Source organism: Agarivorans sp. QJM3NY_33, assembly GCF_050870865.2.
Classification (GTDB): Bacteria; Pseudomonadota; Gammaproteobacteria; order Enterobacterales; family Celerinatantimonadaceae; genus Agarivorans.
Genome location: NZ_CP194039.2, coordinates 64,759 through 81,095, shown reverse-complemented (window position 1 = coordinate 81,095; position 16,337 = coordinate 64,759). Strand labels below are relative to the sequence as shown.

General features: G+C 44.8%; 17 protein-coding genes and 2 pseudogenes. 9 read left to right on the top strand and 10 right to left on the bottom strand.

The features are described 5' to 3' along the window. Positions 1 to 2 precede the first annotated feature (2 nt). A complete protein-coding gene (ubiE, locus tag ACRRSY_RS00365) occupies positions 3 to 755 on the bottom strand; it encodes a bifunctional demethylmenaquinone methyltransferase/2-methoxy-6-polyprenyl-1,4-benzoquinol methylase UbiE (RefSeq protein WP_432455188.1) in 753 nt (250 codons plus the stop codon). A gap of 446 nt (positions 756 to 1,201) precedes the next feature. On the opposite strand from ubiE, the gene ACRRSY_RS00360 reads away from it, so the two are divergent. Continuing rightward, positions 1,202 to 2,286, top strand: a protein-coding gene (locus tag ACRRSY_RS00360) for an IS3 family transposase (protein WP_432463767.1) whose coding sequence is annotated in 2 segments (ribosomal slippage) — positions 1,202 to 1,451 and positions 1,451 to 2,286 — 1,086 coding nt in all. Because the reading frame shifts where the segments join, the coding sequence is not laid out codon by codon here. Positions 2,287 to 2,347: 61 nt separating this feature from the next. On the opposite strand, the gene ACRRSY_RS00355 is transcribed toward ACRRSY_RS00360, so the two are convergent. From ACRRSY_RS00355 to ACRRSY_RS00330, 6 genes and pseudogenes are all read right to left on the bottom strand, one after another. Continuing rightward, positions 2,348 to 2,488 (bottom strand): hypothetical protein, encoded by a 141-nt coding sequence (locus ACRRSY_RS00355; protein WP_432469374.1) that lies wholly within the window; start codon positions 2,486 to 2,488, stop codon positions 2,348 to 2,350. 107 nt (positions 2,489 to 2,595) lie between these two features. Then, positions 2,596 to 2,712: pseudogene (locus ACRRSY_RS00350) on the bottom strand (IS5/IS1182 family transposase); the annotation flags it as partial. Between the two features lie 102 nt (positions 2,713 to 2,814). Continuing rightward, positions 2,815 to 3,255 carry a hypothetical protein gene (locus ACRRSY_RS00345; RefSeq protein ID WP_432455189.1) on the bottom strand — a complete coding sequence of 147 codons (441 nt, stop codon included), beginning with the start codon at positions 3,253 to 3,255 and terminating at the stop codon, positions 2,815 to 2,817. Positions 3,256 to 3,367: 112 nt separating this feature from the next. Next, a complete protein-coding gene (locus ACRRSY_RS00340) occupies positions 3,368 to 3,928 on the bottom strand; it encodes a hypothetical protein (RefSeq protein ID WP_432464132.1) in 561 nt (186 codons plus the stop codon). Between the two features lie 64 nt (positions 3,929 to 3,992). Beyond that, a complete protein-coding gene (locus ACRRSY_RS00335; protein ID WP_432455191.1) occupies positions 3,993 to 4,547 on the bottom strand; it encodes a hypothetical protein in 555 nt (184 codons plus the stop codon). Between the two features lie 7 nt (positions 4,548 to 4,554). Continuing rightward, on the bottom strand, positions 4,555 to 5,445 hold the full coding sequence (locus tag ACRRSY_RS00330) for a hypothetical protein (RefSeq protein WP_432464131.1): 891 nt from the start codon (positions 5,443 to 5,445) through the stop codon (positions 4,555 to 4,557). A gap of 323 nt (positions 5,446 to 5,768) precedes the next feature. Between ACRRSY_RS00330 and ACRRSY_RS00325 the strand changes: the two genes are divergently transcribed. From ACRRSY_RS00325 to ACRRSY_RS00310, 4 genes and pseudogenes are all read left to right on the top strand, one after another. After that, positions 5,769 to 6,758, top strand: a complete 990-nt coding sequence (locus tag ACRRSY_RS00325) for a transposase (RefSeq protein ID WP_432464130.1) — start codon at positions 5,769 to 5,771, stop codon at positions 6,756 to 6,758. Between the two features lie 425 nt (positions 6,759 to 7,183). Then, a pseudogene (locus ACRRSY_RS00320) lies at positions 7,184 to 7,291 on the top strand (transposase); the annotation flags it as partial. A gap of 66 nt (positions 7,292 to 7,357) precedes the next feature. Continuing rightward, positions 7,358 to 7,723: a hypothetical protein gene (locus ACRRSY_RS00315; protein ID WP_432464129.1), complete on the top strand. Its 366-nt coding sequence runs from the start codon at positions 7,358 to 7,360 to the stop codon at positions 7,721 to 7,723. A gap of 366 nt (positions 7,724 to 8,089) precedes the next feature. Next, positions 8,090 to 8,689, top strand: coding sequence for a hypothetical protein (locus ACRRSY_RS00310; protein ID WP_432455194.1), 600 nt, complete (start codon positions 8,090 to 8,092; stop codon positions 8,687 to 8,689). Between the two features lie 107 nt (positions 8,690 to 8,796). Here ACRRSY_RS00310 and ACRRSY_RS00305 read toward each other — a convergent pair whose 3' ends face one another. Together ACRRSY_RS00305 and ACRRSY_RS00300 are read right to left on the bottom strand one after the other, a co-directional pair. Next, positions 8,797 to 9,729, bottom strand: a complete 933-nt coding sequence (locus ACRRSY_RS00305) for a ketopantoate reductase family protein (protein WP_432455195.1) — start codon at positions 9,727 to 9,729, stop codon at positions 8,797 to 8,799. A 368-nt stretch (positions 9,730 to 10,097) separates the two neighbouring features. Next, positions 10,098 to 10,571 (bottom strand): type 1 glutamine amidotransferase domain-containing protein, encoded by a 474-nt coding sequence (locus tag ACRRSY_RS00300; protein WP_432464128.1) that lies wholly within the window; start codon positions 10,569 to 10,571, stop codon positions 10,098 to 10,100. A 309-nt stretch (positions 10,572 to 10,880) separates the two neighbouring features. Here ACRRSY_RS00300 and ACRRSY_RS00295 point away from each other — a divergent pair, with 309 nt between their 5' ends. Then, a complete protein-coding gene (locus ACRRSY_RS00295) occupies positions 10,881 to 11,813 on the top strand; it encodes an AEC family transporter (protein ID WP_432455197.1) in 933 nt (310 codons plus the stop codon). A 123-nt stretch (positions 11,814 to 11,936) separates the two neighbouring features. On the opposite strand, the gene ACRRSY_RS00290 is transcribed toward ACRRSY_RS00295, so the two are convergent. Next, entirely contained in the window at positions 11,937 to 12,221 is a 285-nt protein-coding gene (locus tag ACRRSY_RS00290) for a hypothetical protein (protein ID WP_432455198.1), read from the bottom strand. A gap of 852 nt (positions 12,222 to 13,073) precedes the next feature. Here ACRRSY_RS00290 and ACRRSY_RS00285 point away from each other — a divergent pair. From ACRRSY_RS00285 to prpC, 3 genes are all read left to right on the top strand, one after another. Next, positions 13,074 to 13,829 carry a GntR family transcriptional regulator gene (locus ACRRSY_RS00285; RefSeq protein ID WP_432455199.1) on the top strand — a complete coding sequence of 252 codons (756 nt, stop codon included), beginning with the start codon at positions 13,074 to 13,076 and terminating at the stop codon, positions 13,827 to 13,829. Then, on the top strand, positions 13,826 to 14,701 hold the full coding sequence (gene prpB / locus ACRRSY_RS00280; protein ID WP_432460574.1) for a methylisocitrate lyase: 876 nt from the start codon (positions 13,826 to 13,828) through the stop codon (positions 14,699 to 14,701). The genes ACRRSY_RS00285 and prpB overlap by 4 nt, the downstream gene beginning before the upstream one ends. 472 nt (positions 14,702 to 15,173) lie before the next feature. Further along, positions 15,174 to 16,298 carry a bifunctional 2-methylcitrate synthase/citrate synthase gene (prpC, locus tag ACRRSY_RS00275; protein WP_432455201.1) on the top strand — a complete coding sequence of 375 codons (1,125 nt, stop codon included), beginning with the start codon at positions 15,174 to 15,176 and terminating at the stop codon, positions 16,296 to 16,298. Positions 16,299 to 16,337 lie beyond the last annotated feature (39 nt).

Sequence of the window (16,337 nt, the reverse complement as noted above, 5' to 3'; positions counted from 1 at the left end):
TCTTAAAATTTGTAAGCTCGGTGTAAGGCAACCACACCGCCAGTTAAATTGTAGTATTCGACGCCCTCAAACCCAGCATCTTGCATCATCCCTTTTAAGGTTTCTTGATCGGGGTGCATTCGGATCGACTCGGCCAAATATTGATAGCTCTCGGCGTCATTAACAATCAATTTGCCCATCTTCGGTAATAAGTGAAAAGAATAAGCATCGTAAACTTTACTCAGCGCTTTCATTTCTGGTTTAGAAAACTCTAACACTAGCAAACGACCGCCGGGTTTGAGCACTCGAAACATCGATCGTAGCGCCGCATCTTTATCGGTCACATTACGTAAACCGAAGCTAATGGTAATCAAATCGAAGCTGTTATCGGGGAAAGGCAGCGCCTCGGCATTAGCTTGCACATACCGTACATTACCCACAATGCCTTTGTCGCGCAGCTTACTTCGGCCCATTTTCAACATCGATTCATTGATGTCTGCCAGCACCACTTCACCGCCATCACCTACGATACGTGAAAACTTGGCAGTAAGATCACCAGTACCTCCCGCTAAATCTAACACCTTTTGTCCAGGACGTGCGCCACTACAATCAATGGTAAAACGCTTCCATAAGCGGTGAATGCCACCCGACATTAAATCATTCATCACATCATATTTAGCGGCAACTGAATGAAATACCTCGGCAACCATGCCTACTTTCTCTTCGCGGTTTACCGTTTTATAACCAAAATCGATGGTTTCCTGCTCAACGCTCATCTTTACTTCCTGATAATGCCAACTGCCGCTAGTGTACTGTAGCCAACCCAATGCTCCAAGGCTTGTACATGCCAAGCCTCCGCTTTTTTGGCAAAAGCGAGTCTTTTCGAAAAAATAGCCAGAACCTAATTCTCAGTTCTGCATTCCCCTCTCAGCCGGTCTCAATTCATCGAGTGCGCAGATATTCCCACTCATTCAATAACCAAAATCACAATGTCATAGCAGTGACGATGGCTTAACACTTTTTAAATGATTAGAATTATCAACTCATTAACGCCAAACTTTTAGTGTTTGAACGTATATCTGAATCGTGCTTTTTTACGCCAGCCTGAGAGCTACGTCATTACAGTGGGATTCGCTTAGGCAAGGATGTTAGGTAATCCCCCCGAAAATTAATCGCATGCAAAAGTAGAATTTTCTCGTATAGTAAATACAGGAGATTCAACATGAAAAAGTCACGTTACACGGACAGTCAGATCTTATCTATTCTCAAGCAGGCTGAGGCTGGTACACCTGTTCCTGAGCTCTGTCGTGAGCATGGAATGAGCAACGCAACCTTTTACAAGTGGCGTTCGAAATACGGTGGTATGGACGCATCCCTTATGGCGCGGATGAAAGAACTCGAAGATGAAAATCGACGGCTTAAAAAGATGTATGCGGAAGAACGCCTTAAAGCAGAGGTGATCTCAGAGGCGATGGCAAAAAAGTGGTGAAGCCCTGTGAGCGTCGATTGATGGCTCAGCGTTCGGTGGCGAACTATCACATCAGCATTAAAAGTGCATGCTATTGGTTTGGGATCAGCGAGACCTGCTATCACTATAAATCGAAGCTTCAACCTGAGAATGAGTTGATAGCTCAAGAGTTAGTAACGCTGTGCAACAGTGAAGACTGCTCTGACTGGGGCTTTGGCCTGTGTTTTCACCATTTGCGGAACGTTAAAGGGTATACATGGAACCATAAGCGGGTTTATCGGATCTACTGCGAATTGGCTCTAAACTTACGTATTAGGCCAAAACGACGCCTGAATCGCCATACGCCAGAGCCTCTTAAAGAGCCGATTAAAACAAACCAAGTTTGGTCCGTGGACTTTATGCATGATCAGCTATCTGATGGCCGGAAGTACCGTTTATTCAATGTGATAGATGATTACAAACGTGAAGGTCTGGCGTCAGAACCTGATTTTTCAATGCCCACAGTACGAGTCACTCGGATCTTAGAGCAGCTCATCGAACAACGAACCAAACCTGTTGCGATCCGCTGCGACAATGGTCCTGAGTTCATTAGCCATGCGTTTATTAAATGGGCCAACAACCACGACATTCGAATCGATTATATTCAGCCAGGGAACCCACAACAAAACGCGTATATAGAAAGGTTCAACCGTACTATGAGGTTTGGCTTAGTGAGTAAGTATTTGTTTGACACACTTGAAGAGGTTCAAGATCGGGCGACCCAATGGTTATGGTTCTACAATCATCAACGACCACACCTTGCAAATGGAGGGTTCCCACCACTAAAAACGGCAGCATGAATTCTACGAATAAATGCGGTTAATAATGGGAGGATTACCGTTACTGCCGCTGTGATTTTTATTATGGGTGTCCATACTCCACTGTTCGTATACGGGTCTGAGGGTAACGGAAGGCATTCGCGGTAGGCGTAAAGGGTGGCGAAAGCATGTTAGCTAAATAAAAATGACTCTGCCCCTGAGGGATCCCCACGTGTTTATTCATGCCTTCTCAGCTTCGTTTTCAACGGGACTCGTGCTTAGTATTTTATGCATATCAATAACTTGCTGCCAGTGTTCTTTCTTCAACGTTAGCCTCCTATCTCGGTAAGCGGCGTTTTGTCTCGGGGGGATCACTGGGGCTATTCTTTTTCGTTCTAATACCCCATAGCAGCGTTTAGTGTCATAGGCCCCATCCGCCGAGACTTTTCGAATTTTGCGACAAAGCAAAAGAAATAGGACATCCAAGTCTTTTCGTTAGCTAAATTAAAGTGACTCTGCCCCTTTTATTCCTCGCTTCTTAGCGAGTATATTGTACTACTAATTTTGTCTCTACTCTCTATCTGCAAGCAGTTTGGCTATTTGGGCAGGCTCGTCTGGGTAGCCATATTGGGCTAATTTGTCGACTTCTGGATCGTTACAAAGGCTAAAGTCCTTTACCCATGCGTCGATGGTTGCTGAACCCATTAATAATGTGAAAGGGGGACAGGCTTGGTAGCCATGTTGCTCAGCAATTTTTTCGATACGGGATTTTTCTATGTGCCTTCCTGGAAGCACAAAGGCAACGCTTACAATAATTGCTAATGCGAACACTCTAACGGACAGATGTTTCGCGGTTAATGCGAGGTTCGTTTTTTTTAGGCAAACATATTGCCAAAGCATCAAAAGAGAACATGCAAACGTACAAATGACTCCTGCAATCAGAAAGCAGTAGCTAACATCCAAATAGATTACTGGAAAACCATTACCAATTTGACCACTAAATTCATTCAAGGTGTTTGAAGAAAATAGGACTAGAGTGAATATGTTGAAAAGAGCGAAGCAAGCTAAGCAAGCTAATAGTGAAGTTTTCGGTGTGTGAGTTTTTATCATTTTGGAGGTTAGCTTATAGGAACTTATATGTGGAATTATTCATACTTGAAATAACTTTCATTTGTTCTATTTTCTGTTGCATGCTGACTATACTTTTTTGTGCTTGTTGTTCCGCATGTCGGTTTATGTATTCAACAATCTGTTTTTTAATACCTAGTCTATCTGCGAGCATGCTTAACACCGTACCAACAGCGAAAGCAACTACAAACCCAACTGCTACCGGAATCATAACGACACCTGCAGGTGCGATTGCTGCACCAACTAAAAAGCCGCAAACAGCTGCTATTGCTACATCGGTCGAAACGTCTGCTACCCAGTTACTCATTAAGTAATTTTTTTTCAATACTAGCTCTAGACTGTGTTCTGTTACTGAAAATAAGACCGTAACATATACTCCACCACGAGCGGATGATTTAAGTCCTTGTAGACCATTAAGCATCTTAGTGTTTGTAGAGAGGTATCTAGTCCCTTTAATTACTGTTCGTAGCTTGTGATTGCCTTTAAAACTAATGTAGCTTTTAGTGCCATTTTGAGTTATTTCGTATTTACCCAAAATACTCCCACCACGCTGCATGTCTAGTGCTAGCGCTCCCATAGCTTTTACGTCTAAGGCTTGGCTAGCAAATTGGTTTGAGTTGTTATTTAGACTCTCTATCAGCGAGCATTTTAGCTATTTTAGCGGGTTCGTCGGGATATCCGTATCTGGCTAGTTTGTCGACTTCCGGGTCGTTACACAGACTAAAGTCCTTTACCCAAGCGTCAATGCTAACTGAGCTCATAAGTAATGTGAAAGGAGGGCAGGCTTGATAGCCTTGCTGCGCGGCGCGGCTTTCCTTGTGGGATCTTTCAATATGTCGTCCTGGAAATATAAACAAAAAGCTAATGATTATAGCTACTACAAAAGCTTTAGTTGACAGATGTTTGAGTGACCGAGCTTGTTTTCCTTTTCTGAGACAAGCAAACTGCCAAAGCATAAATATTGCACCAGTCAAGCCAATTATGCCTCCTGAAATAAACGCACTATATTCAACATTGATATATATAACAGGGTAAATTTTGGCTAACTGCTGGCTTAATTGCTCAAACTTGTCAGGCACATTGTTACCAAATAACGCTTCGAAGAAGGGTATCAAGAGAACAGAGAATAATAAAAAGCCTAAGAGTGACTTTCTTTTAGTCATTAGTGTTTTCATCGATTCCCTAAAAAAAGTGCTGGGTTGAATTGTTCATACTAGTCACGCCCTTCATTTGATTTATATTTTGTTCTAATTGTTTTAGGTCTCGTTCGACTGATTTCTGAAGTGATTGGTTGAGAGCTTTCACTAACTTATCCCTAATTTGGTAGCGAGACTCGTAAGTAGTTAGCTCCCCTTGCACGTAAAATGCTACGGAAAATCCAGCTAAAACTGGAATAATGACAACGCTTATTGATGATACTGCTAATGTGCCAACAGCGTAACCAAAGACTGCTGCGACCGAAGCGATTGTTATGTCTGTGGCAACGTCGACTACCCAATTGGTCATCAAGTAGTCTTTTTTAAGCACTAGTTCTAGTGTGTGATGGGATACAGAGAATAAAACAGTGATTAATACGCCACCTTTAGCTGAAGCTTTTAGACCTTGTTGACCTATACCTAGCGACAGCATCTTAATGTTTGTAGAGAGGTATCTAGTCCCCGTAATTATTGTCCTTAGCTTGTGATTGCCTTTAAAACTAATGTAGCTTTTAGTGCCATTTTGAGTTATTTCGTATTTACCCAAAATACTCCCACCACGCTGCATGTCTAGTGCTAGCGCTCCCATAGCTTTTACGTCTAAGGCTTGGCTAGCAAATTGCTTGGTGAGGCTAGCGGTATTTAGAACTAACTTTTGAGCGAGCTCCGATAGGCCTAGATCTTCCAATTTCTGACTAATCGCTGTTTGCTCAAGTCCTTGGCTTTGCTGTTTGGCTAACCATAATGAGAAAAACTGTGGCCCATGCAGTACATAAAGGTCCACTTCTTTCATTTCCGAGGCTTTAAGTTTGCTTAAGCAAGCATCACGTTTGGCTTTGTTTCGTTGGGACAAGCATTGAAATTGATTTTGAGCCACTGCAAATATCTCCTTTAGTTGCAGGGCAAGATAGTAAACTTCAATAATGATAAAGTAAACAATAAGCTTGGCTTTAAATAAGCGAGGCCCCCAAGTTGTTGCCTCGCTATTTTAAATTCAACTTCGCGACCCGATGCCCGCTACCGCAACATTTTAGTTGGCCTTCGCTTGCAACGCCTGAATCACAGCCTCTGCCAACGCTTTCGCCGAAGCGGGGGGTCTGACCGGTAATCAAGAAACAAGGTAACTAGACAGCCACACCAACTAGCCACACCCCGATAATAATCTAAACTACCAATAGTGGTTTTTGGGGAGTTAGTGCCATGCCTCGGTCAAGACAGTCGCAAGTGAGCTTATCGGATACACCTTATTATCACTGTGTTTCCCGCTGTGTTCGGCGGGCTTTTTTATGTGGCGAAGACAAGCAAACGGGCAAGAACTATGAGCATCGACGACAGTGGGTGGAAGACTATTTGCTGCAACTTGCCGCGGTGTTTGCCATTGATGTCTGTGCTTATGCAGTTATGAGTAATCATACCCATGTGGTATTGCATATTGATAAGGCCAAAGCCGAAGCCTGGTCCATGGATGAAGTCTTGGAACGCTGGCATTGTTTGCACCAAGGCACCTTACTGACTCAGATGTATCTCAATTCTGAGTTACGTCCAAAGTTAAGTGCGGTGCAACTACAGGCCATTCACGCCACCGCCGAAGTGTATCGGACTCGCCTTTTTGATTTAAGCTGGTTTATGCGCCATTTGAATGAATACATTGCTCGAGCTGCCAATAAAGAAGACCAATGTACCGGTCGTTTTTGGGAGGGGCGTTTTAAATCTCAAGCGCTTTTAGATGAAGCAGCCCTCGCAGCTTGTATGGCCTATGTGGATTTAAACCCGGTTCGCTCAAATATAGCGAGCACGCCTGAAACCTCAGACCACACCAGTATCAAACAGCGCATTCAGCAAGCCAAACAAGGTCAGCAACCCAAGCCGCTAATGCCCTTTGTCGGTAACCCCAGAGAAACCATGCCTAAAGGCTTGCCTTTCGAGTTACAAGACTACCTGCAACTGGTGGAACTTACCGGCCGCGTTATCAGAGAAGATAAACGCGGTTATATCGATGATGCACAAGCGCCCATTTTACAGCGCTTACAAATCGATGAAGAAAGCTGGTTAGCCTTGAGCACTGGTTTAGAGCATCACTTTGCCAGTGTGGTGGGCGCCGGTCACGCACTAGAGTGCTACAAGCGCCAGCACAATCAGCAGCGAATTAAAGGTATGGGAGCAGCCAAACGCTGGCTGGATGTTGGCTAAGTAATTTATGGTCTGATTTTTTGTCGACCGAGTAGGTATTTAGCATATCTCGAATCGCTGTGTTTGCTGTTTGGCTTCTTGCGGCTTTTCGTCGTAACACCTTTACCAATATTGCAATTTTCGACATCACGCTGCTTTTTATGTGAATGAGAAGTGATATTCATCGTATGATGTTGGCTGTTCAGTCCTTAAGATGGCTGTCTCGAATGACTTCACTCAAAGCCTTAGAGGTGCGGTGATGACTTGAGCTCGCGAACAGCAAATTTGTTTAGACAGTACGCCATACTACCACCAGGGTGAGAGCGTGAGTGTTCATTTTGCATACAGTTTGATTTCAAACCAACCAGGTTTCGAAAACAGCACAATTAAAGCGACAGTTTAGTAACCAGCTTTCGTTTGATAATTAGTCAACATTTGATTGATAAATGTTCGCGATCTCGCCCTGCTACTACCACTGCATTTACCGTTGCGTTCGTAGAGCATTTTTGTGTGGCAAAGACCGAGCAAGTGGTGCTAATTTTAACCACCGAAAATAATGGATAGTTGACAAATTTACTAAAAGAAGAGTAGAAGGAAAATTAAAAGAGGCTACCGGTCAAGTGTTAATTAAGGCTCATAAAGTTGATCGTAGTAACCAAGTTACCTCTCAGAGTAATTTAAACTTACAAGAAGGCTCAAGAGTACAAGTATCAAATGCGAACACTAATCAACTAGAACAACAAAATGTTACTCCAGACATAGACGATATGTCAGCGATAGCAATATCAAACAACTTTAATCCTTCTATTATCGAACAACATTTGATTATTATTGCAGACTCAGATTTAGGTATAAATGGAGCGATAGGTTATTCAGAATATAATAGCCAAAGCTCGAACTGTAAGAAATACCAAAAATCGTTAAACGAAAAATCACAGCATTTTTTAGTTATAACAACGTACACTTATTTAAAGAAATCCAAGTAGAGCCGAAGAACTAGAGCCTTTAACCACCAGCCATTTGAAGTTACGGGTGATCATTTCTAACCACTATCATTTAGTATTACGGATTAACCAAAAGCAAGCCCAGAGAAATAGTAAAACAGCCATCCCAACTAACGATTATACATTGGTCGTCTAAATTATCATTAGAGGGGCCGAAAGGTTCAATATTATTTAGGAAATGACGTCACCACCAAATGTTACAGATTAGCAATAAATGTAAAAAACAAACTCAATTAACGTTACGCGCATATTTTCTCAAGGCTCAACCTGATAATTATGTTATTTATTGTTTATTAAAAAAGACAACTGTGAGAACATACCATTTTTATTAAATGGACTTTTGTTTTTATGAAAAAATCAGCTTTTTATTGTGCCTTGCTTTTATTAACTGTAATGAGTTCTAGTGCCAGTGCAACCATTATTAATATCAGTGGTAGAACTAATGCCTCTTTAGCGGGCAGTAACGCGCTTAACGTGTCACTGGAACCTGGTGACTATCAATTGTCTTTTGTTCAAGACGTTTATACTGCTTTTAACCGATTCGGTTCGGTGAGAGCTTGTGATGGCTTGGGAGAAAACTGTGTTAGAGGCTGGGAAAATACAGTGGGTTATATTATTGATGATATAACTTATTGGTATGGCGAAAGTCAAGGGATCGCGGGTCTTGGGCCAATTAATCCTGGTGATGGCTATTATTCCTCAGCTGTCTATTCTCTCGCTAAATCAAGCGGTTTGTTTGCAAATTTTCACTTAGATTCGGTTACCAATGTTGGTTTTTATATTCCAGATAGTAATATTGGTGATAATATCGGCGGTGTGTCACTAGAGCTTAATTCAGTACCTGAGCCTGCTACATGGCTAACCTTGATATTGATTCTAGTAGGTTTGACTTTATCTCACTCTCGTAAAAAAACTAACTCTTCACCAGAGATGGCCGTTATTGTTTAAATATCTTAAACATTCAGACAGCCATTCCAATTGACTGTTTCTACAATCGTCTAAATATGATCCGGGTGCGTCCATGCCGATTTAGGGCAGGACGCATCGCGATTAGATTATGCCGAATGCTTTGTCTGATTCACCAACTGCAATAGCGCATAAATTGAATCAATATGCGGCGTTGCGACCTTCACTCGACGCGCCGCTTTGACTGTACTGCCCAAAATAGATTCCACCTCCATTTCACGCCCAGCCTCATAATCGAGTAACATCGACGGTTTATATGGACACATTTTAAGGGTTCTATCTATATTTTGCTGAAGCACTGCATAATCAAACTCGGCACCAACAGCCTTTGCGACGTGGTAGACCTCTTCCATGATGTCAGTCACCAGTTGAGCGGTTTGTGGATTCGCCATAATCTGCTGGGTATTGGCCCCCCCAGCAAGCACTGAAAGTGGATTGTAAGGCGCATTCCACACCAGTTTCATCCATCTTGCCTGCTGGACATGAGCAGAGACCTCACATTGCACCCCTGCACGATTGAACATACGGCCAAGCCGCTCTGCGCGTTCGCTCACGCCTTGCGGGTAACGGCCTATCACCAAGTGACCATAATCTTGATGATCAATCACTCCCGGTTCAACACGCTGCACACAGATAAAACACAGGCCACTGATAATCTCTGCCTTTGGAAAAGCCTGCTGCACCGGCTCTTCGATCTCAACGCCGTTCTGCAATAAAACGATAGTGGTAGTTTCCGACACCACATCTTTAAGCAGTTCTCGGGTATCAATACCCGGCAGCACCTTGGTCGCCACAATCACATAATCAGCTATCCCCTGATAATCTCTAGGATGCTTCAAAATTTGACTCGGCTTAAAGGAAAAGTCCCCTTGATGACTTTGAATGGCATACTCGCCCTTGTGGCTCAGGCCGTCATAATCGGAACGAACCACCACAGACACCTCTGCCCCAGCCTGTGCCAAACGCGCGCCATAATAGGCACCAATCGCACCTGCCCCTATCACCAAAACTTTCGTCGACATAATCATTCCTTTCACCGCAAAAATATAACGCAGAGATCTCAAACAAGCTCAAGATGACAAATTCACAGTGACCCGAAAAATGCGAGCAACAAGAGATCCCTTATTTCCCTAGCTAAAGATATTAATCGACTTGCGAAATCATCTTTATTAAGCCCAATAACTTGAAATCGTTTGAGTATTATTAAACACAAAATACACAAAACAAATGGGTAAAACCATTGCAGTAGTAAATGTTTCTGCCTTTCTCTTGGGTAATATTATTAGATAAAATAGACCCAAGCGGCTTCAAACGACTTAAAAATGAGCGAGGTCTGGCTAAGTCTCATTTGATTGAATTACGTCCCTGTTATGCCCGCTACCGCAACACTTTAGTTGGCCTTCGCTTGCAACGCCTGAATCACAGCCTCTGCCAAGGCTTTCGCCGAAGCGGGGTTCTGACCGGTAATCAAACGCCCATCTGCCACCACTTTATTTTCAAACATTGGTGATTTTTCAAATATAGCCCCAGTCTGTTTTAAAGCGGTTTCCAATTCAAAAGGAACGATCTTATCGTAATCCCGAGAGCTTTCTTCTTCTGGCGTAAACCCAGTTACATGACGACCTTTGATCAAGCTTTCGCCATTGCTTAACTTCACATTGATGAGTCCGGCCGGACCATGACAAACCGCGCTAACAATGTCTTTTTTTTGGTACATGGTGCACACAATATCAATGAGCTCTGGGTTATTCACAAAATCCCACATCGGACCGTGCCCCACCCGCCAACCAGCAATATCACCGTATAGATGGACTGTTTCTTTATTTTTCAATAGCGGCAAAAAATCAGCCCAAACTAAGTGCATTCGTAGACATCTGCGCACAAATATTAGACCTTTAGCCATATTCAGAGAATTTTGGCGTTGAAAAATTTGCGGGAGCACCACTAACAACTCAATTTGACAACCAAGCGAGCTGACGACGATGATTGAATCATCCCGGCTCGCAGGAGGCTCGCTGCAAAGCCTCTAACCATAAAGCCTTGAATACAGCACCGTTAGGCTGTTATCCCGATTGCTGTCACCTCACTATTTGTATGATTTTTTAATCAAGTCCTTTACAATGGTGTTTTGCTAGCCGATTCAGGTCTAAGTGACTTTCAAGGACGAGTTTTAATGGAAGCTGTATTAAGCATTACTGCGCCTATTTTCTTCTTAATTTTCTTAGGTTATTTGGGAGTCCGCTTCCAAGTTCTCCCGCAAGACACCTTGCCCGGTTTAAGCCGTTTTGTGGTGTATTTTGCCTTACCTGCACTAGTCTTCACCAAACTATTAAGTATGGATTTAGCCGAAGTGGTTAACCTCGATTACATGCTAATCTACACCCTAGGTGGCTTATTCGCCTTAGTGTTTACCATTTTGTTGAGTCGCTTGGTATTTAAAGATTCCTGGGAAGCCTCTGGGGTAAGAGGTTTAGGTGCCGCCTTACCCAATAGTGCCTTTATTGGTTTTCCGGTGATCTTACAAATGTTTGAACACCCACCGGCACAAGCCTTCGCCATGAGTGTGATGGTGGAGAACATCGTGTTGATGCCAGCTGCCTTAATTTTCCTGGAAACCATGATGGGAAAACGCCAAGGGAATAAAGGCAGTGTATTTGTCCCTGTCGTGAAACGGATCAGCTCCAATCCAATTATTATCTCAGTATTTTTGGGACTGCTCTGCTCTTCGCTGGGCCTAAAAATGCCAGCCTTCATTAGCTATGGTTTAGGCATGCTATCTCAAGGAGCGGCCTGCGTGGCCCTGGTGGTAATTGGCGGCTCACTTTGCGGGGTATCCATCAAATGTAATATTGGCCAAATGTCTTTGGTAGCAATGGTGAAATTGCTGATTTTTCCAATGGTGGTATCGGGCTTGGTATTATTGTTTCCCGATCTATCCAGCGATTTGAAAACCTCGGTAATTATCTTTGCCGCTGTTCCCATGTTTAGTATTTATCCAATTATTGGCGGCGAATATGGTGAACGCAGCTTTTGCGCCAGTACCTTGTTGGTGACCACCATTTTATCCTTTGTGAGTTTGAGCGTATGGCTCCACTTTTTAGTGTAATCCCCACCTTTGTATCACACAAAACCCTGCAATAAGCAGGGTTTTTATTTTAGCGATTGCTTAACTTGGCTCATCATTGAAGATAAAGACCACCAATCTGCGCTCCCCTTCGGGAGCGCAGATTCACGTTCGAATTTTCAACGGTCTCTGTCGAATACGCCAAGCCTTGAGGTTTACTCGACGCTTTGCTCGCTCGCGGCGCTCTGGGCGTTCCACTTGATCGAGCTTAGTGCGGAATCGGCCATCAGCATCAGCACCAATATCTTTGGCAATATGTATATTCAAGCCTTCGACTCGCCAGCGTTGTTGACGCTGAGCCTTAAGCCATTGTTGGGTTTCCAAATGACGCTGGTAACGTATTAAGCTTTCTACGATGAAAGTAAGTAAACGAATTTTTAGTGACATCATGTCGCATTCTCCATTAAAGAGGGCGAAGTGATACAGCTAATATAGGGGTATTAATGATGATCCCTCACTGCAACACTTCGCAGCTCGGGTAAAATTGGGATGGGTCTCAATCTTAGCTAACTGCGTAGGCCTTTAGTAACACGCATCGTTTATTCATATTGAAAAAACGAGCTTGCGAAACGTTAGCCATTAGTCGTACGGAATGATGTGTAACACATGATAAATGTTTCATATTTCCCCTCGACTTATGCAGTAAATGATTGAAAACGTAAGATAACCGTTGAACGCTCAAATATCAAGCACCAACACCAATAAAATGACTTTTTTTATCATTGATTTTGAGTGAATAAAAATAATCCCTTCCATTCACATTGAAGGATCGTTCTCTCTCCCGTCGCACATGTTTTTTTTGATATTCATCGCCAACAGAATGATCGCTTGGTACGCTTAGTCGATCACGAGAATAAAACCTGTGAACTCACAATTGTGCGCAATGTTTATTTTTCCAATCGGCGTTTTGCAGGCCCGTGAGGCCATCGGGTGAAGCTTCATTCGGCACGATTTAAACAACGAAGTCGCTGAGATAACTGTTTACTAGCCATGACAACTGGCAACGACTGCAGTCAAAATCCATCAAAATCATGCAGCCCAAATACCGAATCAACATTGAACAAATCCAACATTGTCGACAATAAACCATCTAGCCCAATCATTGTAAACAAAACAGACTATTAAGCGGTGAAAACTCGTCTAAAACTAAAGTATAAGACAAGATTGTCGACAATCCCTTGATCGTAGCTCACTATTTACACTACACTGTGCAACATCTAAACAACACAGACGTAACAACAGATGTCCGAACTAAGCCACCTAAAAGAGCAGAGTGATAAACAAAACCTGCTGTCGCAGAATCTCAGCGACACGCTAATCGAAGCCATCGTGAGTGGCCAAATTGCTCAAGGCGAGAAGATTTCAGAGCCCGAACTGGCTCGCCACTACGGGGTTAGTCGTGGCCCTTTGCGCGAAGCCATCTTAAAACTACAAGGCATGGGGCTGCTTGAGCGGATCCCCCATGTCGGTGCGAGAGTGGTGCAACTCAGTCCGCAACAACTCGTCGACATTTACTCGGTACGTGAGGCGCTGGAAGGCATGGCCTGCCGCCTCGCGGCAAGCCAATTGTCGACAGAACAACTGGCCGAGTTAAAATCATTACTAGAACACCATCAAGATTATCTACAGCAACACCAAGGCAAAGCTTATTTCGAACAACAGGGCGATTTCGACTTTCACTATCTCATTATTAAAGGCAGCGCCAATCAGCGTTTAGTCAACTTGCTCTGTGATGAACTTTACCACCTGTTGCGCATGTACCGTTACCAGGCCAGCAAACAAGTTTCGCGCCCCGAGCGCGCGCTCAAAGAACACTGGGCCATTTGGCAAGCGCTGGCCGATCGCGATGGCGAGTTAGCCGAAATGCTGATGCGCCGTCATATCGCACGCGCTCGTAAAGCCATTGAACAACAAAGTTTATTTGGATCCGACCAAAGCCCAGAGGCTTTAATGCCCACGGCCACATCCCCTCACGTATTACCAGGAGTGAACTCATGAAACTCTCAGCAGGAGCCCGTTTTCGGCATGCCGTCAGTAGCAATCAGCCGCTACAAATTGTTGGCACCATCAATCCCTACTGCGCAATGATGGCGCAACGCGAAGGCCATCAAGCCATCTATTTATCTGGAGGAGGCATCGCCAATGCTTCCTATGGATTGCCCGATCTTGGCATCACCACCATGAACGATGTGCTGGAAGACGTTCGCCGGATCACTGCCGCCTGTGACTTACCTTTGCTGGTCGACATCGATGTCGGTTTTGGCGGCGCCTTTAATATTGCCCGTACCATTAAAGAAATGATCCGCGGCGAAGCCGCCGCGGTACACATGGAAGACCAAGTGGCACAAAAGCGTTGTGGTCACCGCCCCAACAAGGCGATTGTCTCCACTCAGGAAATGGTTGATCGAATTAAAGCCGCGGTAGATGCCCGCCAAGATCCCGAGTTTGTGGTAATGGCTCGTACCGACGCCCTGCAAATAGAAGGGATGGGCGGTGCCATTGAACGAGCCTGCCAATATGTAGAAGCCGGCGCGGATATGATTTTCCCCGAAGCGATGCTCACCCTGGAGCAATATCAGCAATTTTCCAAAGCGGTCAAAGTACCGGTATTAGCCAATATTACTGAGTTTGGCCAAACCCCCTTATTTAGCGGTGAAGAACTGGCTGCTGTCGGCGTCGATATGGTGCTCTACCCTCTGTCGGCATTTCGGGCCATGAACCAAGCGGCAGTCGATGTATATCGCGCCCTGCGGGATGACGGCCACCAGCGTAACGTGGTCGATAGCATGCAAACCCGCGCCGAGTTATACGATTATCTGGGCTATCACGCCTACGAACAAAAGTTAGACCAGCTGTTTAAACAAGATTAAGTCGCGCGGCAAAGAATACAAACGCAGCGCCTGCAACAGACTGGAAACCCAAAGCACCACATCACGTAGCGCTAAGCGTGATGAGAAACAACAAGGACCAGAACTAGCGAGTGAAACAAAGATTTGACCGTTAGCTCTACAACATAAAGAAATCAAGGAGAACATCATGGTTCAGAAGGCCATCAGAGGCGCCGGCTTACGCGGTCAAAGCGCTGGCGAAACCAAACTATCTAGGTGAGCGGACCAAAGCCTCGCCACTTAGCCAAGCAGAATAGAACAAAGCAGAATAGAACAAAGCATGCACTGGCGAGTCAAACCAAGATTTGACCGCTGCGCCTGCAACAGACAGGAAACCCAAAGCACCACATCACGCAGCGCTACGCGTGATGAGAAACAACAATGACCTGAACTAGCGAGTGAAACAAAGATTTGACCGTTAGCCCTACAACATCAAGAAATGAAGGAGAACATCATGGTTCAGAAAGCCATCGGAGGCGCCGGCTTACGCGGTCAAAGTGCCGGCGAAACCAAACTATGTACCGTGGGTCAAAGCGGTTCGGGGCTCACCTATTGCGGTTACGACATTCGCGAACTAGCCGAGCAAGCCAGCTTCGAAGAGGTCGCCTACTTGTTGTTCAATGGTGAGTTGCCCAATCGCGAACAATTAGCGGCCTATCACGACAGCTTACATAACTTGCGTGAACTCCCGGATGCACTCAAAGCGGTGTTAGAACTGATCCCAGCAAACGCCCACCCGATGGATGTGATGCGTACTGGCGTGTCGATGTTAGGCAATCTGGAAACCGAAGCCAGCTTCGAACAACAGCAACACCACGCCAACCGCTTACTCGCCACCTTGCCCGGCATTATTTGTTATTGGTATCACTTTAGCCAACATGGCCAGCGGATTTCCACCCAAAGCTCGGCCAAGTCGATTGCTGGACATTTTCTGGAATTGTTACACGGTAAACCCGCCGATCCTTTACATGAACAGGTCATGCAATGCTCACTGGTGGTGTATGCCGAGCATGAGTTTAATGCTTCAACTTTTACCGGCCGGGTGATTGCTTCAACCCTCTCAGACATTCACTCCGCAGTCGCCGGAGCGATTGGCGCGCTGCGTGGCCCCTTGCATGGCGGAGCCAACGAAGCCGCCATGGCAATGATTGAACATTGGACCAGCCCCGAGCAGGCCGAAACCGAAATTATGGCGATGCTGGCGCGCAAGGACAAAATCATGGGTTTTGGTCATGCCGTCTACCGCACCAGCGATCCACGCAATGCGCTAATCAAAGCCTGGTCGAAAAAACTCAGTGAAAACAGCCCAGAACAGCATTTATTTGCAGTCTCGGAGCGAGTAGAACAAGTAATGTGGCGAGAAAAAGAATTATTCTGTAACGCCGACTTCTTCCATGCCAGTGCCTATCACTTTATGGGGATCCCAACGGCCTTGTTTACCCCGATTTTTGTTTGTTCGCGGGTCAGCGGTTGGGCGGCGCATATTATGGAACAACGGGCTAATAACCGCATTATTCGACCGAGTGCCGACTATACTGGTAGCGGCCCACGCAGTTATTTGCCCATAGACCAACGTTAAATCGCACGAATAAATTGGGCTGAGCAAACACCAGCAACT